This window comes from Roseomonas sp. OT10, assembly GCF_020991085.1.
In the GTDB taxonomy this organism is placed as follows: Bacteria; Pseudomonadota; Alphaproteobacteria; order Acetobacterales; family Acetobacteraceae; genus Roseomonas; species Roseomonas cutis.
Map to the genome: position 1 here is coordinate 4,271,196 of NZ_CP087719.1, position 19,260 is coordinate 4,290,455.

General features: G+C 73.9%; 19 protein-coding genes. 16 read left to right on the plus strand and 3 right to left on the minus strand.

From position 1 onward, the window contains the following. The first annotated feature begins 43 nt into the window (after window positions 1-43). The 3 genes from mltA (at window position 44) to LPC08_RS19425 (ending at window position 2,836) form a co-directional block, all read left to right on the plus strand. A complete protein-coding gene (gene mltA, locus LPC08_RS19415) occupies window positions 44-1,585 on the plus strand; it encodes a murein transglycosylase A (protein WP_230449881.1) in 1,542 nt (513 codons plus the stop codon). Window positions 1,586-1,737: 152 nt separating this feature from the next. Then, a complete protein-coding gene (locus LPC08_RS19420; protein WP_230449882.1) occupies window positions 1,738-2,304 on the plus strand; it encodes a Smr/MutS family protein in 567 nt (188 codons plus the stop codon). Between the two features lie 163 nt (window positions 2,305-2,467). After that, complete coding sequence (locus tag LPC08_RS19425) at window positions 2,468-2,836, plus strand: helix-turn-helix domain-containing protein (RefSeq protein ID WP_230449883.1); 369 nt, start codon at window positions 2,468-2,470, stop codon at window positions 2,834-2,836. A 58-nt stretch (window positions 2,837-2,894) separates the two neighbouring features. Here LPC08_RS19425 and LPC08_RS19430 read toward each other — a convergent pair whose 3' ends face one another. Then, window positions 2,895-3,194 carry a hypothetical protein gene (locus LPC08_RS19430; protein ID WP_230449884.1) on the minus strand — a complete coding sequence of 100 codons (300 nt, stop codon included), beginning with the start codon at window positions 3,192-3,194 and terminating at the stop codon, window positions 2,895-2,897. Window positions 3,195-3,592: 398 nt separating this feature from the next. Next, complete coding sequence (locus LPC08_RS19435) at window positions 3,593-4,018, minus strand: helix-turn-helix domain-containing protein (protein WP_230449885.1); 426 nt, start codon at window positions 4,016-4,018, stop codon at window positions 3,593-3,595. Window positions 4,019-4,372: 354 nt separating this feature from the next. Here LPC08_RS19435 and rho point away from each other — a divergent pair, with 354 nt between their 5' ends. Then, complete coding sequence (gene rho, locus LPC08_RS19440) at window positions 4,373-5,656, plus strand: transcription termination factor Rho (RefSeq protein ID WP_230449886.1); 1,284 nt, start codon at window positions 4,373-4,375, stop codon at window positions 5,654-5,656. 105 nt (window positions 5,657-5,761) lie between these two features. Here rho and LPC08_RS19445 read toward each other — a convergent pair whose 3' ends face one another. Beyond that, a complete protein-coding gene (locus LPC08_RS19445) occupies window positions 5,762-6,667 on the minus strand; it encodes a Bug family tripartite tricarboxylate transporter substrate binding protein (RefSeq protein ID WP_230449887.1) in 906 nt (301 codons plus the stop codon). A gap of 215 nt (window positions 6,668-6,882) precedes the next feature. Here LPC08_RS19445 and LPC08_RS19450 point away from each other — a divergent pair, with 215 nt between their 5' ends. The 12 genes from LPC08_RS19450 (at window position 6,883) to LPC08_RS19505 (ending at window position 19,257) form a co-directional block, all read left to right on the plus strand. Continuing rightward, window positions 6,883-7,701 carry a RidA family protein gene (locus LPC08_RS19450; RefSeq protein WP_230449888.1) on the plus strand — a complete coding sequence of 273 codons (819 nt, stop codon included), beginning with the start codon at window positions 6,883-6,885 and terminating at the stop codon, window positions 7,699-7,701. Beyond that, complete coding sequence (locus LPC08_RS19455) at window positions 7,668-8,582, plus strand: LysR substrate-binding domain-containing protein (RefSeq protein ID WP_230449889.1); 915 nt, start codon at window positions 7,668-7,670, stop codon at window positions 8,580-8,582. The genes LPC08_RS19450 and LPC08_RS19455 overlap by 34 nt, the downstream gene beginning before the upstream one ends. A gap of 166 nt (window positions 8,583-8,748) precedes the next feature. Next, window positions 8,749-9,963: an ABC transporter substrate-binding protein gene (locus tag LPC08_RS19460; protein WP_230449890.1), complete on the plus strand. Its 1,215-nt coding sequence runs from the start codon at window positions 8,749-8,751 to the stop codon at window positions 9,961-9,963. A 663-nt stretch (window positions 9,964-10,626) separates the two neighbouring features. After that, a complete protein-coding gene (locus tag LPC08_RS19465; RefSeq protein WP_230449891.1) occupies window positions 10,627-11,475 on the plus strand; it encodes an ABC transporter ATP-binding protein in 849 nt (282 codons plus the stop codon). A gap of 13 nt (window positions 11,476-11,488) precedes the next feature. Next, a complete protein-coding gene (locus LPC08_RS19470; protein ID WP_230449892.1) occupies window positions 11,489-12,520 on the plus strand; it encodes an ABC transporter substrate-binding protein in 1,032 nt (343 codons plus the stop codon). Further along, window positions 12,520-13,347, plus strand: a complete 828-nt coding sequence (locus LPC08_RS19475) for an ABC transporter permease (protein ID WP_230449893.1) — start codon at window positions 12,520-12,522, stop codon at window positions 13,345-13,347. Before LPC08_RS19470 ends, LPC08_RS19475 begins: the two co-directional genes overlap by 1 nt. Before the next feature lie 2 nt (window positions 13,348-13,349). After that, window positions 13,350-14,162: an alpha/beta fold hydrolase gene (locus LPC08_RS19480; RefSeq protein ID WP_230449894.1), complete on the plus strand. Its 813-nt coding sequence runs from the start codon at window positions 13,350-13,352 to the stop codon at window positions 14,160-14,162. Beyond that, on the plus strand, window positions 14,155-15,018 hold the full coding sequence (locus LPC08_RS19485; protein ID WP_230449895.1) for an IclR family transcriptional regulator: 864 nt from the start codon (window positions 14,155-14,157) through the stop codon (window positions 15,016-15,018). Before LPC08_RS19480 ends, LPC08_RS19485 begins: the two co-directional genes overlap by 8 nt. Continuing rightward, on the plus strand, window positions 15,015-15,944 hold the full coding sequence (locus LPC08_RS19490; protein ID WP_230449896.1) for a VOC family protein: 930 nt from the start codon (window positions 15,015-15,017) through the stop codon (window positions 15,942-15,944). The genes LPC08_RS19485 and LPC08_RS19490 overlap by 4 nt, the downstream gene beginning before the upstream one ends. A 4-nt stretch (window positions 15,945-15,948) precedes the next feature. Further along, window positions 15,949-16,734: an SDR family oxidoreductase gene (locus LPC08_RS19495; protein WP_230449897.1), complete on the plus strand. Its 786-nt coding sequence runs from the start codon at window positions 15,949-15,951 to the stop codon at window positions 16,732-16,734. Between the two features lie 22 nt (window positions 16,735-16,756). Next, window positions 16,757-18,442 (plus strand): thiamine pyrophosphate-binding protein, encoded by a 1,686-nt coding sequence (locus tag LPC08_RS19500; RefSeq protein ID WP_230449898.1) that lies wholly within the window; start codon window positions 16,757-16,759, stop codon window positions 18,440-18,442. After that, window positions 18,442-19,257 (plus strand): aspartate dehydrogenase, encoded by an 816-nt coding sequence (locus LPC08_RS19505; protein WP_230449899.1) that lies wholly within the window; start codon window positions 18,442-18,444, stop codon window positions 19,255-19,257. Before LPC08_RS19500 ends, LPC08_RS19505 begins: the two co-directional genes overlap by 1 nt. Window positions 19,258-19,260: the final 3 nt, after the last annotated feature.

Consider the following 19,260-nt stretch of genomic DNA (forward strand, 5'->3'; position numbering starts at 1 on the left):
GCCATGCTACGCCGCTCGCATGCGAGTCGCGGCGACCCTCCTGGTGGCTTCCCTGAGCTTGCCTGCCTGGATCGAGACACCGGCCCGGGCCCAGCCGGCGCCACCTGCCCCCGAGGCGCCGGGACCGCTGCGCCCCGTCCCCTTCGACGCCATCCCCGGCTGGGACTCCGACCGGACGGCCGAGATCCTGCCCCTGCTGCTGGCCAGTTGCCGCGCCTTCGCCGCCTCCTCACCCGGCCGCAGCCTGGGCGGCAGCGGCGAGGTCGCCGAGCGCGGCGGCTCGCCCGAGGACTGGCAGGAGGCCTGCGCCGCCGCCGCGCGGCTGCCGGCCCTGCTGCCGCGGATGCCGCGCAATCCGGGGCGCGGCCGGGCGGCGGAACGGGCGCGGGCGGCGGTGCTGGTCCAGCGCAACGAGGCGGTGCGCAGCTTCCTGGAGGAGCGCTTCGTCGCCCATGCCGCCGGCGAAGGGCTGCTGACCGGCTATTACGAACCCATCCTGCGCGGTGCCATCACCCCGGGCGGGAGCTATGCCACCCCCCTCTACACCCGGCCGCCGGAGCTGGTGGACGTGGAGCGCCCCGGTGGCGGGCGCCGGCAATGGGGGCAGTGGCAGGAGGGCAAGCTGGTCCCCCTGCCCGACCGTGCCGGGATCGAGACCGGCGCCCTGGCCGGCCGGGGGCTCGAGCTGGTCTGGGTGGAGGATGCCGCCGAGGCCTTCTTCCTGCACATCCAGGGCTCCGGCCGGGTGGTGCTGCCCAACGGGGCGGTGCTGCGCCTGGGCTATGCGGGGCAGAACGGCCAGCCCTACCGCGCCATCGGCCGGCCCCTGATCGAGCGCGGCGAGATCCCGCGCGAGCGCATGTCCTCTCGCAACATCCGCGAATGGATGCTGCAGGCCGGGCCCGAGGCCGCCGCCGCGCTGCGGCGGGAGAACCCGTCCTATATCTTCTTCCGCCGGGTCGAGGGGCTTCGCGACAGCGACGGCCCGATCGGCGCCTTCGGCGTGCCGCTGACACCGGAGCGGTCCCTGGCCGTGGACCCGGCCTTCATCCCGCTCGGCGCCCCCGTCTTCATCCGCCCCCTGCCGGCTGGCGAGGCCGAGGGCACGGCGCCCCCGGCTGCGCCCCCTGCCGCCGCCCGGGGTGGGCGCGGCCGCCCCCGCCCCGCGCCCGCCGCCCCGGCGGTGCTGCCGCCCCGGCTGACCATCGCCCAGGACACCGGCGGCGCCATCCGCGGCCCGGCCCGTGGCGACCTGTTCCGCGGCTGGGGCACGGAGGCGGGAGAGCGGGCCGGCACCATGCGCGGGCCGGTGGCCATGTGGGTGCTGCTGCCCCGGCCGAAGGAGGAGGCGGAGCGGCCGCTGGTGGCGACCTCCGACCCGCCGCGCCCCGCCGACGCCTCCCGTGCCCCCCCTCGTCCCTCCACCGGACCCGCGCCGGCCTCCGGCACGCCCCGGCCGCCGGCCGGCGCCCCCGCCGCGGCGTCGGGCTGGACCACCCGGATGCAGCTGGTGGTGCCGCCGCCCGGCGCGGGATCGGTGCAACTGGTCGCGCCACGCACCAGCCTGACCCAGGGCACGCCGTGACGGCCCTGCCGGCACGGCGGGTCTCCTGCCTTCGCGTCGCGCTTCATGGCAGGCCATGCCTGCCCTATCCTTAGGAGCATCATGCCGTCCCGGCCCCTGCCGCCCGGCCCGCGGCGCGGGCCGGGCGCCCACCATCCCGACACCGGATCGCCATGGCCCGTCGCCCTCGCGGGCTGAGCGAGGCGGAACGCACGCTGTGGCGGGCCTGGGTCGCACGCAACGGCGTCGCGGCCCTGCCCGGCCACGCCCTGCCGCCCGATCCGCCGGCCCCGGCGCCCGCGGCCCCGCCACCCGCACCCGCCCAGGCCGCCCCGGCCCGACCGGCGGTCCGTCCGGTGGCCCGCCCGCCGCTGCCCGTCCTGCAGGTGGGGCTGGCGCCCGCCGGGCTGGACACGCGGCGCTGGACGGACCTGCGGCGCGGGCGGATGCGGCCGGAGCGCACGCTGGATCTGCACGGCCGGCGGGCGCAGGAGGCGCATGCGGCGGTGGTGGCCTTCCTCCACGACGCCCAGGCGGACGGCATCCGCTGCGTCGCCATCGTCACCGGCAAGGGCGGCCGGCCGGGGCGGGACGGGCTGGAAGCCGAGAGCGGGGTTCTGCGCCGGGAATTGCCGCACTGGCTGAACCATCCCGGTCTGCGCCCCCTGCTGCTGGGCGCGGCGCATCCGCATGCGGCCAACTCCGGTGCCGTGCACCTGCTGCTGCGCCGGCGCGGATGAGCCGGCGCCTCGGAGACCCTTGGCGGCCGTCGCGCCGATGCCTCGTGGCCGAGGCGGAGCCTCCCCCCGGTCCCGCGGCGCGGCATCCGGGACCGGGGGACGGGCCGGGGCAGCATGCCCCCGGCCGCAAGCCGGGCGCCGAGCCGGCCGGGCGCCCCGCCCCGTGACGCCCTTCGGGGCACGGCTGCGGGCGCTGCGGGCCGAGCGCGGCATCCCTCTGCGCGAGATGGCGGTGGCGCTGCACGTCTCGCCCGCCTACCTCTCGGCCCTCGAGCACGGCCGGCGCGGCACGCCCACCGCCGGGCTGATCCATCAGGTCAACGAGTTCTTCGGGCTGATCTGGGACGATGCGGAGGAGATGGCGCGGCTGGCCCGCCTCTCCCGCCCGCGCCCGGTGCTGGACACCGCCGGGCTGCGGCCGGAGGCGACGGAGCTGGCCAACCGGTTGGCCGATGCCCTGCCGCGCCTGTCCGCGGAGGCCCTGGCCGAGCTGCGGGCGGTGCTGGACCGGCTGGAGGCGGCGGGGCGCTGACGCGTGCCCGCCGTCGGGTCCGGGTCCGGGGGCACCAGCGCCCCCGGGGCGGCACAGCTCAGCGCTGGCCGCTGCTGCGGCCGGTCGAGGAGGGCGAGGCCCCCGGCGTGGAGCGGGCCGTCGGAACCGTCGACACGCTGGTATCCGTGCTGGTCGAGGTGCGGCCGGAGGAGGCGGGCGAGGCGCCGGGGGTCGCCTGAGTCGTCGGGACGGGGGCCACCCGCTCGCCGGCCGGCGGGCTGGTCATGCTACGGTTGTCGGCCGGGGCCGGGGTGCTGGGCGTGGCGCAGGCGGCAAGCCCGAGGCCCGCGAGGGCCAGCGTCAGGATGGCGGTGGTCCGAGGGGTGCGGATGCTCATGGAAGTCCTCTGTCGGTTGGCGTGGCTGTGGCCAGGCGCTGGCTTGCGAGACCGCCGCGCAGCACTGTCCCGCCCAGGGGGAAGGAGCATCGTCCGGCAGGGCCGGGCCGCGGGCATGCGGCGGATCCGGGGACCGCAGCGCAAGGCCCGGGGCCCCTCGGTCCCGGCTCCGCCGTCGAACATGCCCTGGCGACTGGTCGTCCCTGCAAGCCGAATCCGCTCCTTTCCCGAAAGGCAGACGATGTTTAGCTAAGCGGCATAATCTCGATACCGAAAGTTCTGCCGCTGTCTCCGGCCGCCGGGATGGTGCCGCACCTCAACATTGTGGCCACAATGCCACACGCCCCCCGGCGACGCCGGCCCCGCGTGGCGAGCCGGGACAAGGCAGGTCCGGCCGGTCAGCGCCGGCGCTTCGGCTTCGTGGGTTCCGGCACGGGCTCCGGCCCCGCCATGCGGCGTGCCACCAGCAGCGCCTGCTTGCCGGCATGGTCGAGCCGGGCATAGGCCGCCAGCAAAGCCTCCTGGTCGCCGGACAGCAGGCCGAAATCCGCCTGCGCCTCCTCCAGCACCTCCGGCGGCGGCGGCACGTCCGGGTCCAGCCCGACGAGGTAGGAGATGGAGCATTCCAGCACCTCGGCCAGCTTGCGCAACGCCTGGCCGCGCGGGCTGGGCGCCTGGCCGGCCAGCAGCCTCGCAATGCTGCCGGGCGGCAGGCCGGCGCGGCGGGTGGCCTCCTCCGGCGCGAGGCCGAGCCGGTCCAGCCGGGTCTCGATGCGTTCCACCATGGGCGAGGGCAGGCTGGCAGCGGGTGGCGGGGCGGGCATGGTAAGGGGCTCCTGCGGGACCCGGAACGCCCGGGACCCGGGGCGAGCGCCGCGGTGGCGACGGAGGTTGAAACCGCCCCTGCAAGGAAAATGCCCGGACGGCGTTGACGCAAGGGGCGCGAAACCCCTATTATCCGAGCGCTTCCCGCAGGCGCACTCGGACCGACCGGCCCGTCTCGCGCTTCCCTCCTCCCAGCATTCTCGGGATCTCGCGGGCGGCGCCATCCTTCCCTGGAACCTGGCGCAGCGCCCCGCGAGACGGCCAACCAGCCTTGGGGTCCCGTACCCCGAAGCGCAGGACTGGCTCACCGGGAAGGGTCCCGCCCTCCCTGCCCAGACGGATTCGTCCGCGACATGCATCTTTCCGAACTCAAGGCCAAGAGCCCCGGCGACCTGGTTGCCTTCGCCGAGTCCCTTCAGATCGAGAACGCCTCCTCCCTGCGCAAGCAGGACATCATGTACTCCATCCTCAAGACGCTGGCCGAGAACGACCAGGCGATCCACGGGGATGGAACCCTGGAGATCCTTCCCGACGGCTTCGGCTTCCTGCGCAGCCCGCAGGCCAACTTCCTCCCCGGCCCCGACGACATCTACGTCTCCCCCACCCAGGTCCGACGCTTCGGCCTGCGCACCGGCGACACGGTGGAGGGGCAGATCCGGGCGCCCAAGGACGGCGAGCGCTACTTCGCCCTGCTGAAGGTCGAGGCGATCAACTTCGAGCCGCCCGAGGCGCTGAAGCACCGCATCAACTTCGACAACCTCACGCCCCTCTACCCCACCCGCCGGCTGCGGATGGAGAACCCGGAGCTAGAGGCGGCACCCGCCAGCAGCAAGGGCCCGACCAAGGACAACACCCACCGGGTCATCGACCTGGTCGCCCCCATCGGCATGGGGCAGCGCGCCCTGATCGTGGCGCCGCCGCGCACCGGCAAGACGGTGATGCTGCAGAACATCGCCAAGTCGATTTCCGCCAACCACCCCGACGTCTTCCTGATGGTCCTGCTCATCGACGAGCGGCCGGAGGAGGTCACCGACATGGCCCGCACCGTGCGCGGCGAGGTGGTCGCCTCCACCTTCGACGAGCCGGCCACCCGCCACGTGCAGGTGACGGAGATGGTGCTGGAGAAGGCCAAGCGCCTGGTCGAGCACAAGCGGGACGTGGTGATCCTGCTCGATTCCATCACCCGCCTCGGCCGCGCCTACAACTCCGTCGTGCCCTCCTCGGGCAAGGTGCTGACGGGCGGCGTGGACGCGAACGCGCTGCAGCGGCCCAAGCGCTTCTTCGGCGCCGCCCGCAACGTGGAGGAGGGCGGCAGCCTCACCATCATCGCCACCGCGCTGATCGACACGGGCAGCCGCATGGACGAGGTGATCTTCGAGGAGTTCAAGGGCACCGGCAATTCCGAGCTGGTCCTGGACCGCAAGCTCTCGGACAAGCGCACCTTCCCCGCGATCGACATCACCAAGTCCGGCACCCGCAAGGAGGAGCTGCTGGTCGACCGCGCGACCCTGACCAAGATGTGGGTCCTGCGCCGCATCCTGAACCCGATGGGCACCCAGGACGCGATGGAGTTCCTGCTGGACAAGCTGAAGTACAGCAAGACCAACAACGACTTCTTCGACGCGATGAACACCTGACGCGCCATTGGCGCGATGAACACCTGACGCGCCGGGCCGGGGCTTGCCCCGGCCCGGCCACGGCCTTGCCCCGGGGGCCTCCCCCCCGGGGACGGCCTCCGCGCCCTATTCGATCCGGGCGCCGGAGGCCGCGACCATCTCGCGCCACAGCGGCCGCTCGCGCGCCAGGCGCTCCTGCACGCCGGCCGGGTCCAGCGGCGGCATCATCAGCAACCCGGACTGGCGCAGCTTCTCCTCCAGCCCGGGCTGGGCATTGGCCTTGCGCACCCCGTCCAGAATGGCGGCCGCGACAGGGGCGGGCAGGTTGGCCGGGGCGGTCAGGGCGTTCCACGACTGCAGGTCGATATCGGCGAGATTCAGGTCGGCGAACTCGCCCATGCCCGGCACCTGGGGCAGCAGCGGGATGCGCTCCCGCATGCCCACGGCCAGGGGCACCAGCTTGCCGGCGGCGACATGCGGCATCAGCGCGGGCATGAAGTCGAAGACCATGTCGATCGAGCCGGCGAGCAGGTCGTTCAGCGCCGCCGCCCCGCCGCGATAGGGCACCACCGTGATGGCCGCCCCCGATCGCTTGGCGATGGTGGCGCAGAGCAGGTGCGAGGCGCCGCCGCTGGCCGCGGCGCCGTTGGTCAACTCGTTCCCCGGCTTGCGCGCCCAGTCGACCAGGGCCCGGAAATCGGTCCAGCCGCGCTCCCTGGCCCGTTCGGCGGTGACGACGCACAGGGTGGTGCTGGTGACGATGCTGGTCAGCGGGAACAGGTCACGCTCCACGTCCAGCGGCATCTTCGCCATCATCGCCGGCAGGGCGTTGAAGGCGGTGACACTGAAGATGCCCAGGGTCTGGCCGTCCGCCGGGGCGCGCGCCACGGCATCCATGGCGATCAGGCCGTTGGCACCGGTGCGGTTCTCCACCACCACGGACTGGCCGGCCGCGGCCTGCAACGCATCGGCGTAGAGGCGGGCGATGGTGTCGGACTGGCCGCCGGGCGGGTTGGGCACGACCAGCTTCATGGGCCTGCCGCCCGGGAGGATCTGCGCGCCCGCCGACCCCGCGCCGGTGGCCGCCCCGAGCCCCAGGCCGAGGGCCCCCGTCACCAACCGACGCCGACCGATCATCCATCCCTCCGGGAAAGGCGCCCGCACCGAATTTACGGGCCACGAGACGCGGATTAAGCACGCGTCATGCCACGTCCATCCGGACGCCATCACCACCGGAGTCCCAGCCCATGCCCAAGCGTGCCGTCTCCTCCCCCAAGGTCGCGAAGAGCGCCCGCCCTTTCGCCCAGGCGACGCTGGCCGGGGGCTTCATGTTCGTCTGCTGCACCGGGCGCGACCTCCAGGGCCGCTTCGTGCTGGGCGACGCCCGGGCGCAGACGCAGCAGGCGATCGACAACATCCGCGCCCTGATCGAGGAGGCGGGGGGCACGCTGAAGGATGTCGTGAAGTGCACGGTCTACGTGACCGACCGGGCGCACTGGGAGCCGATGAACGAGGTCTACTTCGCCAACTTCGCCGAGGACCCGCCGCACCGCGTCTCCTGCATCGTCCAGGGGCTCGGCTCCCGGACTGCCTCGTGGAGATCGACGCGACGGCCTATCTCGGCGAGAAGGCCCAGGCCTGATACGGCCGGCCCGGGCGGCCCCGTCCGGCATCTCCGGCCCGGCGTCGCCCGATCGGCGTCCCCTGCGGGTCTGCCCTGGCGGCTCAGCCTCCGGGCGCGATCAGCCCTTGCCCGCGCCGCGGGAAGCCTCGCGTCGGTGCGCCATCAGCCGCACCAGCAGGACCAGCGCTGCCCGCCCGACCGGGGAAGGCCCGGGATGCGCCGGCCCCGGGGCCGGCGCCACGGGGCGGACCGCCCCGCCTTCCCGTCGCATCGATCTCTCTGCCATCGCTCCTCGCCCGGCCCTGCCCAAAGGGTTCTGCAACCCGGCGGGTCGGCGGGACAGGACATTGATCTTGTCGGATCAATAGACGTTTCTTATCGTCTTATCTGTTTCGTGAGTTATCGCCTATGTCCCTCGCGGGCCTCTCCCTGCGCGACCTAGAATACCTGGTGGCCGTCGCGGAGCTCCGTCACTTCGGGCGGGCCGCGAGCCGGTGCGGCGTCTCCCAGCCCGCGCTCAGCGCCCAGCTCCGCAAGCTCGAAGCCCTGCTGGGCACCCAGGTGTTCGAACGCGGCCCCGGCCGGGTGCTGGTCACCCCGCGCGGCGAGGCGGTGGTGGAGGCGGCCCGGCAGGTGATCGCCCAGGCCCGAGCCCTGCTGGCGGTGGCCCGCGCCGGCGAGGGGCCGCTGTCGGGCCCGCTGCGCATCGGGGCGCTCCCCACCCTTGGCCCCTACCTGCTGCCACGGGTGCTGCGGCCGCTGCGGGAAGCCTTCCCGGAGCTGCGCCCGATCCTCAGCGAGGAGCGTTCGGCCGGGCTGGTCGCGGCGCTGCGCTCGGACGGGCTGGACGTGGCGCTGGCCTGCCTGCCCCTGCCGGACCCGGCGCTGACGCTGCATCCGCTGTTCCGCGAGCCGCTGCTGCTGATGCACCCGCCGGAGGTGGCGCCACGCTGGCCGCTGGAGGAGACCGGGGCACGGTTGGTCCTGCTCGGCGAGGGCCACTGCCTGACCGACCAGACCCTGGCCCTCTGCGGCCCCGCCGTGCCGCGCGCCGGCCGCCACGCCACCGGGCTGGAGATGGTGCGCCACATGGTCGCGGCCGGCGAGGGCGTGGCGCTGGTGCCCGCGCTGGCCGCCGCCAGCCTGGGCACGATGGACGGGCTGCTCGCCTATTCCCCGCTCGGGGCGGCCATCCCCGCGATGGGGCGGGAGGTGGCGCTGGCGCATCGCCGCTCCGACCCGCGCGCGCCGCAGTTCGCCACCCTGGCGGCGTTGCTCCGGGGGCTGGCACCTCCCCCGGCCGAGCCCTTGCCGGCCGGGTGAGCGCGCCCCTCCCGGCCACGCTCCCGCGCCGCCCCTGCCTTGCGCCTGCCATGGCGCCCCCGCATCTGATACCGGCCCGCACGCGGCACGCCCGTGCGGGCCGGTATCAGATGCGGGACTGGCGCACCGGCAAGGCACGGCCAGGGCCCGGAGACGGAGGACGAGGATGCGGGCGATCGGGCGACGGGCGGTCCTGGCCGGGGCGGTGGCGGCGCCCCTGGCAGCGCCCGTGCGGCTGCAGGCCCGCGGCGACCGGCTGCGCATCGGCGAGGTGAACTCGCACGGCCAGCATGCCGGCTTCCTCGACGCCTACCGCAAGGGCTGGACGCTGGCGGAGGACACGCTCAACGCCCGGGGCGGCGTGCTCGGCGCGCGGATGGAGACGCTGTTCCGCGACGATTCCGGCCGGCCGGAGGAGGCGGCGCGCCAAGCCCGGCTGCTGGTGCAGGAGGAGGGGGTGGCGCTGCTGGCCGGTGGCTTCCTCTCCCATATCGGCCTGGCGCTGAGCGAGGCGGCCGAGCAGAGCCGGCGCGTCTACCTGGCCAGCGAGCCGCTGACCGATGCGCTGGTCTGGTCGCGCGGCAACCGCTTCACCTTCCGGCTGCGCCCCAACACCTACATGCAGGCGTCGATGCTGGCGGAGGAGGCGGCCAAGCTGCCGGCCACGCGGTGGACCACCGTCGCCCCCAATTACGAGTACGGCCAGTCCGCCGTGCGCCACTTCCGCGAGCGGCTGCGCCGCGCGCGGCCGGAGGTGCAGTTCGTCGGCGGCCAGTACCCGGCGCTGGGGCGGTTCGATGACGCCGTGGTGCCGGCCCTGGCGGCGACCGAGGCGGAGGCGGTGTTCAACGCCTGCTTCGGCGAGGACCTGGCCGCGCTGGTCCGGAACGGCCAGGCGGTGGGGCTGTTCGAGGGCCGCAGCGTCGTCTCGCTGCTGACCGGGGAGCCGGAATACCTGGACCCGCTGGGCGAGGCGGCCCCGGAGGGCTGGATCGTCACCGGATACCCGGAGCCGCAGTTGCGCAACCCCGTGCACGACGCCTTCCGCGCCGCCTATCTCGACCGCTGGGGTGAGGCGCCCCGCTGCGGCTCGGTGATCGGCCACGACACCGTCACGGTCATCGCCGCCACGCTGGAGAAGGCCGGCGGCACGGAGACGGAGGCGCTGATCGCGGCGCTCTCCGGCCTGCGCTACGACACCGCCTTCGGCACGGGAACGGTGGAGTTCCGCGCGATCGATCATCAGGCCACGCTCGGCACCTTCGTCGGCCGCACGGCAGTCCAGGACCGGCGTGGCCTGATGGTGGACTGGCGCTACGCCGACGGGGCCAACCACCTGCCCCCGGACGACGTGGTCCGAAGCCTGCGCCCACACGGCTGACACCGCCGTAGACCGGCACAGCGCCCGGCCCCAATCCGCCAGCCCGGAACGATACTGCCTCATCCGGTCGACGGAATGCGCCTTGATCCGTGCTGGCACAGGGTCCGTCCGTGGCCCGGGGGCAAGGCTCTGCCTCGCCCCCGATACCCCCACTCCGCCAGGACCCTGCGGGCCCTGGACCCGATCGGCGCTGCCGCGCGGATGACTGCGACGGGGTCGAGGCGCCGAGGAGCCATGCTCCTCGGCGGGTATGGCAGCAGCATTCGCTGACGCCTTCTGAGCTTTCAGAGTCCCGCCTGTCCGCGCGCCGTCAGGGTTCAGCCTGCAGGCTGACGGCAGCCATGAAGCACCAGACTCCCAGCGGGGACCGGGGCTCGCTTGTGGCCTCGGCCGGGGAGGGTCCGGGACGGGGATCGACGCACGGCGTCGATGCCGCAGGCCGGCGTCCCCTCCCGGTCCACCGCTGGAACACAGCAGCGCAGCGGGTCATCCCGCCGTTGGCAGGACGCGCCGTTTCCGCAGGCATCTGCCACCGCAGCACGCACTTCTCCCGGAGAGCCCGTGCGCAAGATCGCAACGGGCGTCAATTTGTGTTGACGCAAAGGCAGGCGTGTCGTTAGCGTAAAAGACGAACGCAGAGTTCTTATTTGAACGGAGACGCCCGTGAGCCTTGGGGAGATCACCTTGCCGCGTCCGTCCGCCTCCGTCGTGCCGCCGGCCTCTCCTGCGCAGGCCGTCCTGTCGCTTGACGGCGTGACCCGGCGTTTCCCCAACCGCGACCGGCGCGGCGCGGTCTTCACCGCGGTCGAGGGGCTGACCTTCGACGTGCGCCCGGGCGAGTTCGTCTCCATCGTCGGCCCCTCCGGCTGCGGCAAGAGCACCATCCTGAACATGGTCGCCGGCCTCGACCGGCCGAGCGAGGGGCAGGTCCGCCTCTCCGGCGAGGCCGTCACCGGCCCCAGCGCGCATGTCGGCTTCATGCTGCAGAAGGACCTGCTGCTGCCCTGGCGCACCATCCTGCGCAACGTGGAGTTCGGGCTGGAAGCGCGCCCCATCGCCAGGGCGGAACGCCGGGCCCGCGCGCTGCGCGAGCTGGCGCGCTGCCGCCTGACGGACTTCGCCGACCGCTACCCGCACCAGCTCTCGGGCGGCATGCGCCAGCGCGCGGCGCTGGCCCGGACGCTGGCCATCGAGCCGGAGATCGTGCTGCTGGACGAGCCCTTCTCCGCGCTCGACGCCCAGACCAAGCTGCTGCTGCAACGCTCCTTCGCCGAGACCATCCAGGCCTCCGGCGTCACCACCCTGCTGATCACCCACGACCTGACCGAGGCGGTGGTCATGTCCGACCGCATCCTGGTGATGAGCGAGCGCCCGGGGCGCATCGTGGAGGAGATCGTGGTGGACCTGCCGCATCGCGAGGACCCGATCGCGCGCCAGGGCCTGGCCCCCGCGCGGGAGATGATCGCGCACCTGTTCCAGTCCCTGCACCTGACCGACCGCCACGATGTCTGAGGCGAGGCGGCGCATGACCAAGACCCAGCAGACCGAACCGGGGAGCCCGACGAGCATGGTGGCACTGACGCGACGCAGCCTGGCCGGCGCCATCCTGGGCGCAGGCGTCCTCGCCGCGGGGCCGCGCACGGCCTGGGCGGCGGAGAAGGCGACCTACCTCCTCCCCGCGCCGCCCTTCCTGCCGGCCTTCAGCCCGTTCCAGATCGCCCAGAAGCAGGGCTACTACGCCGCCGAGGGCGTGGAGCTGACCTTCCAGGCCGGGCGCGGCGGCGCCGACGTGGCCAAGCAGGTGGGGCTGGGCAATGCCGAGATCGGCGGCGGCGTCGGCGACACCTCGATGATCGTGCGGGCCCAGGGCCTGCCGGTGCGCGCCGTGGCGCTGCTGGGCCACCGCCCCATCTTCCAGGTCGCCATCCGCAAGGCCGCCGGCATCCGCGACATCGCGGGGCTGAAGGGCAAGAAGATCGGCGTCATCGCCTTCCAGGACACGAGCTTCTACGCCCTGCTCGGCACCCTGGCCGCGCTGGGGCTGAAGCGCAACGACGTGCAGATCCAGGCGGTCGGCGCCGCGGGCATGACGCAGCTGATGATCAGCGGCGACCTCGACGCCATCATGGCGACCCCGGAATGGGGCATCACCATCGAGGACGCGAACGTCCCGCTGGACTACCACCCGATCGACCAGCTCTTCCCCGCCATGGCGCAGGCGATCCTCACCTCGGACAAGCTGATCTCCGAGCGGCCGGCCCTGGTGCGCGGCGTGGTGCGCGGCACGCTGAAGGCGATCCGCGACGTCATCGCCGACCCGGCCGCCGCCACGCGCGTCTACGTCTCCGCCGTGCCGCAGCATGCGGGCAAGGAGGCGGAGATCGAGCGCATCCTCCGCCGCTACGCCGAGCAGGTCTATGCGACGCCCAGGCCCGAGGATCTCGGCCGCTTCGACGCGGAGCGCATCCGCACCGTGCAGAAGTTCTACATGGAGAACGGCATCATCCAGACCGCCGTCCCCGTCCCCGAGCTCTACACCAACGAGTTTGTCGGCTGATGTCCGCCACCGCCTCCTCCCCCGTGGCCGGGGCGGCGCCGCGCGCGCCGCTCCTGTCGGGCTTCTCCTCCCTGCTGCTGCCGGTCGCGATGGCCGGCGTGGCGGTGGTGGTGCTGGCGCTGTGGCAGTTCCTGCCGCCGGCGCTGGGCGTGCCGCGCTACATCATCCCCACCGTGACGGACATGGCGACCGAGATGGCGCGCATGGCGGCGCAGGAGAGCCTGTGGATGCACGTCGCCTCCACCGCCGCCATGGCGGTGCTGGGCTTCGTCGCGGGCGGGCTGCTCGGCGCCGCCTGCGGCTATGCGCTGGGGCTCTCGCCGCTGTGGGAGAAGGTGCTCTCCCCCTACATCCTGGCGCTGCAGATCGCGCCGAAGGTGGCCTTCGCGCCGCTCTTCATCATGTGGTTCGGCTACAACGCCTGGCCCAAGCTGATCGTCACCGTGCTGGTCGTCTTCTTCCCGATCCTGGTGAACGTGCTGCAATCGATGAAGACCGCCGACCGCGACCTGGTGAACCTCGCCCGCGCCTATTCGATGAGCCGCGCGCAGGTCTTCTGGAAGGTGCTCTTCCCCGCCTCCATGCCCAACCTGATGGCCGGGCTGCGCATCGGCGCCACGCTCGCCGTGATCGGCGTGACGGTGGGCGAGCTGGTCGGCGGCTCGGTGGGCCTCGGCTACCTCATCACCTATGGCGAGGGCGCGGCCAACACCGCCATGGTGTTCAACGCCATCCTGCTGCTGACGGTGATCGGCATCGCGCTCTACTGGGCCGTGGCGGCGGTCGAGGCGCGGGTGCTGCACTACATCCCCCGCCGGGCGCACTGACCGTGCCGGGCGCGCCCATCACCCCCCTCCGCGCCGCCGGCCTGACCGGGCTGCGCCGCGACGGCGGGGGCGGCGCCCTGCCGCTGGTGCTGCTGCACGGCATCGGCAGCAACGCGCGGAGCTGGGAGCGGCTGCTGGACCTGCTCGACCCGCATGCCACGGCCATCGCCTGGGACGCGCCGGGCTATGGCGGCTCCGACGCCCTGGCGCCCGCCGCGCCGGGCCCGGCCGACTACGCCGAAGCGCTGGAGCGGCTGCTGGACGCGCTGGGCCTCGACCGGGTGCGGCTCGTGGGGCATTCGCTCGGCTGCCTCTTCGCCGCCCGCTTCGCCGCGACGCGGGCGGACCGGGTGGCGACGCTGGCCCTGCTCTCCCCGGCGCTGGGCTATGGCGTGCCGCCGGGCATGCCCCTGCCGGCCGCCGTGCAGGGGCGAATCGACGAGCTGGAGCGGATGGGCCCCGTGGCCTTCGCCGCCGCCCGCGCCGCGCGGCTGGTGTACCGGCCGGAAGAGAAGCCGGAGGTGCTGGCCGCCGTGCGCGCTGCGATGGGCGCGGTGCGGCCGGACGGCTACGCCCAGGCCGTGCGCGCCCTGGGTGCCGGGGACCTGCTGGCCGATGCCGCGCGCATCGAGGCGCCGACGGCGGTGGCCGTGGGGCTGGAGGATGTGGTGACGCCGCCCGCCAACGCGCACCGGCTGCACGACGCGCTGCGGCACGCCGGCGCGCTGCTGGAGGTTCCGGGCGCCGGCCATGCCCTGCCGCAGGAGCGGCCGGAGGCGGTCGCGGCGCTGCTGACGGAGACGGAGCATGGGTGAGACCGCGGAAGGCCCCGAGGACGCCTATCTCTCGGCCCCGGTGCAGCGCGCCACGCGCCTGCTGCGCCACATCGCCGAGGGCGACCCGGTGACCAACATGGCGCGCACCGCGCGCGAGCTGGGCATCAACCGCACCACGCTGCTGCGCCTGCTGCGCACGCTGGAGGCGGAGCGCTTCATCGAATCCCGCGGCGAGGGCCAGGGCTACCGCGTCGGGCTGGCGCTGATCGGCCTCGCGGCGCAGGCCTTCTTCTCCCAGGATCTGGTGCAGGTCTCCGTCCCCGTGGCGACGCGCCTGGCCGAGGCGCTGCACCTCTCCGTCCATCTCGGCGTGCCGGACGGGCGGGAGGTGGTCTATGTCGTCCGCCGCACCCCCGAGCGCGGCGCCTATGTCAGCAACATCCGCATCGGCAGCCGCCTGCCGGCCCATGCCGGGGTGATGGGGCGGATCATGCTGGCGAACCGTCCCTGGGCGGAGGTCGAGGCGCTCTATGCCGGCGTGAAGCTGCCGGCGGTGACGGCGCACACGGCGACCACCCTGGAGCAGCTCCGCGCCCGGCTGGAGGCCGACCGTGCCGAGGGCCTGGCCTGGAGCGACGGCTTCTTCGAGGCGGGGATCAGCTCCGTCGCCGCGGCGGTGTTCGACACGACCGGCGCGCCCGTCGCCGCGCTGAACGCCAGCGGCCCGACCGCGACCTTCCACGACCCGGCGCGGCGGGCGGAGATCGGCGCGGCGCTGCGCGCGGCGGCCGAGGAGATCTCCTGCCGCCTGGGCTGGATGAAGCCGACCGGGACGCGCGAGGATGCTCCCGCGGCAGAGCGGCAGACGAGCAGGATTCTGGAGGCGGTGCCATGAGCGAACGCATTTCCGTGGACTTCATGCGCGGCATCGCGATGCGCGCCCCCGGCGTGGCGCCGACCCGCGAGTTCTACGAGAAGAACTGGGGGATGCGCACCGTCGCCCAGGGCAATGACGGCACCGTCTACTTCCGCGGCACGGGTCCGGAGCAGTGGATCTACGCGCTGCGCGAGGACAGCACCTACGGTATCGACTACATCAACTTCGGCATGCGCACGCGCGAGCGGGTGGACCTGCTGCACGCCCAGCTCGTCGCCGAGGGCGTGGCGGTGAGCGGCCCGCCGGCCGAGCTCTCCACCCCCGGCGGCGGCTACGGCTTCACCGCGCTCGACCCGGAGGGGCGCCGCCTGCGCTTTGCCGCCGACGTGGCGCGGCATGCGGACACGGATGACGAGCGCGCCCTGCCGCGCAAGGTGTCGCATGTCGTGCTGAACACCCCCGGCATGGAATCGCTCCAGGCCTTCTTCGAGGAGAAGCTGGGCTTCCGCATCAGCGACTACTCGGCCAACGCCATGGTCTTCCTGCGCTGCGCGACGGACATGGAGTTCAGCGACCACCACTCCATCGCGCTGAACCGGGGGATGTACGCCTCCATCAACCACGTCGCCTTCGAGATGCCCTCGATCGACAGCTTCATGCGCGGCATCGGCCGGATGCGGGTGCTGGGCCAGTCGCCGGCCTGGGGGCCGGGGCGGCACGGGCCGGGGAACAACCCCTTCGCCTATTTCGTCTCGCCCTCCGGCTTCGTGATCGAGTTCACCTCCGAGGTGCAGCAGATCGACGAGGCGACGCACCAGCCGGAGGTCTGGCCGCGCGACGTGCCGGAGAAGATGGACACCTGGATGACGGCGGGCCCGCCCACGCCCGCCATGCGCACCGTCATGGCCGGCCGCCCCGATGCCGGCTGGCAGACGGCGGGCTGAGGCGATGGACCTCGGCTATTCCGGCCGCACCGCGGTCGTCACCGGCGGTTCCTCCGGCATCGGCCTCGCCACCGCGCGGCTGCTGCTGGCGGAGGGCGCGCGCGTCGCCATCTGCGGCCGCGATGCCGGCCGGCTGCAGGCCGCCGCCGCGTCGCTGGAGGGCGGCGACCGGCTGCTGGCGCATCGCTGCGACGTGCTGGTGCGCGAGGAGGTCGAGGGCTTCGCCGCCGCCGTGGCGGAGTGGTCCGGCGGCGCGGTGGACCTGCTGGTGAACAATGCCGGGCAGGGCCGCGTCTCCACCTTCGCCGACACCACCGATGCCGACTGGGCGGAGGAGCTGCGGCTGAAGTTCTTCTCCCAGGTGCTGCCGCTGCGCGCCTTCCGCCCGCTGCTCGACCGTGCGGAGAGCCCCGCCATCGTCGGCGTGAACTCGCTGCTGGCGATCCAGCCGGAACCGCACATGGTCTGCACCTCCGCCGCGCGGGCGGGGGTGCAGAACCTGCTGAAGTCGCTGGCCACCGAATTCGCGCCGCGCATCCGGGTGAACTCCGTCCTGCTCGGGCTGGTGGATTCCGGCCAGTGGCAGCGCCGCTTCGAGGCGCGCGACGACAGGGCCCAGACGCGCGAGCAGTGGTTCGGCGCGCTGGCGGCGAAGAAGGGCATCCCGCTCGGCCGGCTCGGCCGGCCGGAGGAGCCCGCCCGCGCCATCCTGTTCCTCGGCTCGCCGGCGGCGGGCTACATCACCGGCGCCAGCCTCGAGGTTTCGGGCGGCGTTTCGCGACACATCTGACGACAGGACCGGAACGCCCGCCATGGACGTCTCGCCGCTTACCGCCACCCGCCTGACCGAGGAGGAGCCCGTCGGCGACCTGCTCGCCCGGGCACTCGCCGATCTGGGCGTGACCACCGTCTTCGGGGTCATCTCCATCCACAACATGCCCATCCTGGACGCCATCGCGCGCCAGGGCCGCATCCGCTTCGTCCCCGCGCGCGGCGAGGCGGGCGCCATGAACATGGCCGACGCCTTCGCCCGCGTCTCCAAGGGGCTGGGCGTGGTCATCACCTCCACCGGCACCGGCGCGGGCAATGCGGCCGGCGCGCAGGTGGAGGCGCTGACCGCGGGTTCCCCGGTGCTGCACATCACCAGCACGGTGGACCGCGCCCTGATGGACCGCGACCGCGCCGCCATCCACGACGTGCCGCGCCAGGCGGACATGCTCAAGGCGGTGTCCAAGGCCTTCCACCGCATCTGGGAGCCCTCGGCCGCCGTCGACACGCTGCTGGCCGCCGCCCGCGCCGCGCTGTCGGCGCCGTCGGGCCCCGTCTCGCTGGAGATCCCCATCGACGTGCAGCGGGCCAAGGCCCGCGGCCGCGCCCTGCCGGCCAGCCTGCACATCGCCCCCACCCCGCCGGACCCGGCGCTGCTGGACGAGATGGCGGCGCTGCTGCTGCGCGCCAGCCGCCCGATGCTGTGGCTGGGCGGCGGCGCGCGCGGCGCGGCGGCGGCGGCGACGGCGCTGGCCGATCGCGGCATCGGCATCGTCACCAGCACCCAGGGCCGCGCCACGGTGCCGGAGGACCATCCGCACAGCCTGGGCGCCTTCAACATGACCCCCGCGGCGGCGGCGCTCTACGCCCGCTCCGACCTGATGGTGGTGGTGGGCTCCCGCCTGCGCGGCAACGAGACGCGCAACAACGCCATGCCGCTGCCGCAGCCGCTGGTGCAGGTGGATGCGGACGCCACCCAGGCGGGGCGCAACTACCCGGTGGACCTGTTCATCCCCGGCGATGCGCGGCTGGTGCTGGAGGGGCTGCTCGCCCGCCTGCCGGAGAAGCTGGCGACGGACGCCGCCTTCCTGCACGACATCGCCATCGCCCGGGCGCAGTCGGAGGGCGCGCTGCGCTCCACCCTCGGCCCCTACCAGGTGGTGGCGGACGACCTGCTGGCCCGCGTGGCGCCGGGGCGGCACCCCTTCGTGCGCGACGTGACGCTGTCCAACAGCACCTTCGGCAACCGCTACGTCCAGCTCGCCGCGCCGCACCTCGGCGTGCACGCGCTGGGCGGCGGCATCGGCCAGGGCATCGCCATGGCGATCGGCGCGTCCATGGCCGGCGAGGCGAAGACCGTCGCCCTGGTCGGCGACGGCGGCGCCATGCTGAACATCGGCGAGCTGGCGACGGCCACGGACATGCGCGCGCCCGTGGTCTTCGTGCTGATGAACGACCGCGGCTATGGCGTGATCCGCAACATCCAGGACGCGCAGTACGGCGGCCGGCGCCACTACGCCGACCTGCTGACGCCGGACTTCGCGATGCTCTGCGGCTCCATCGGGCTGCGGCACGAGCGGGTGTCGCGGATCGAGGACTTCGCCGCGGCACTCGACCGCGGCATCGCCTTCGACGGCCCCTGCGTGGTCGAGGTGGACATGGTCTCGGTCGGCCCCTTCGCCGAGAGCTTCGCCGGCCCGCCGGCGGGCGCGGCCGGGAGCGTGCGCTGATGCTGCGGCGGCTGGGGCTGATCGGCGCGGGCGGGATGACGGCCACGCTGCTCGGCGCCCTGGCCGAGGGGCTGCCGGCGCCGCTGGAGGTGCTGACCGTGCTGGTGCGCGATGCGGGCCGGGCGCGCATCCCGCGCGCCCCGCGCCTGGCGGAGCGGGTGGAGATCCGCACCGACCGCGACGCCTTCCTGGCGGACGGGCCGCAGGTGGTGGCGGAGTGCGCGGGCCATGCCGCGGTGCGCGAGCATGGCGCGGCGGTGCTGGAGGCCGGCTGCGACCTCGTCCTCATCTCCTCCGGCGCGCTAGCGGACGACACGCTGCGCGACGCGCTGCTGGCGGCGGCGCAGCGCGGCGGCGGGCGGATCGGCCTGCCGGCCGGCGCCGTGGGCGGGATCGACGCGCTGGGCGCGGCAAGGCTCTCCGGGCTGGAAACCGTCACCTACATTGGCCGCAAGCCGCCCCAGGCCTGGCGCGGCAGCCCGGCCGAGCGGGCGCTGGACCTCGGCGCCCTGACCGAGGCCGCGACCTTCTACGAGGGCACGGCGCGCGAGGCGGCGCGGGACTATCCGGCGAACGCTAATGTCGCGGCGACGGTCGCCCTGGCGGGGCTGGGCTTCGACCGGACCCGGGTGCGGCTGGTGGCCGATCCCGCCATCGCCCGCAACGTCCATGAGGTGGCGGTGCGCTCCGCCGCGCTGGACTTCACCATCCGGCTGGAGGGACGCCCCTCGCCGGACAATCCCAAGACCTCGCTGACGGCGGGGTACAGCATGGCGCGCGCGCTGCTGAACCGCGCCGCGTGGCTGGAGATCTGAGCG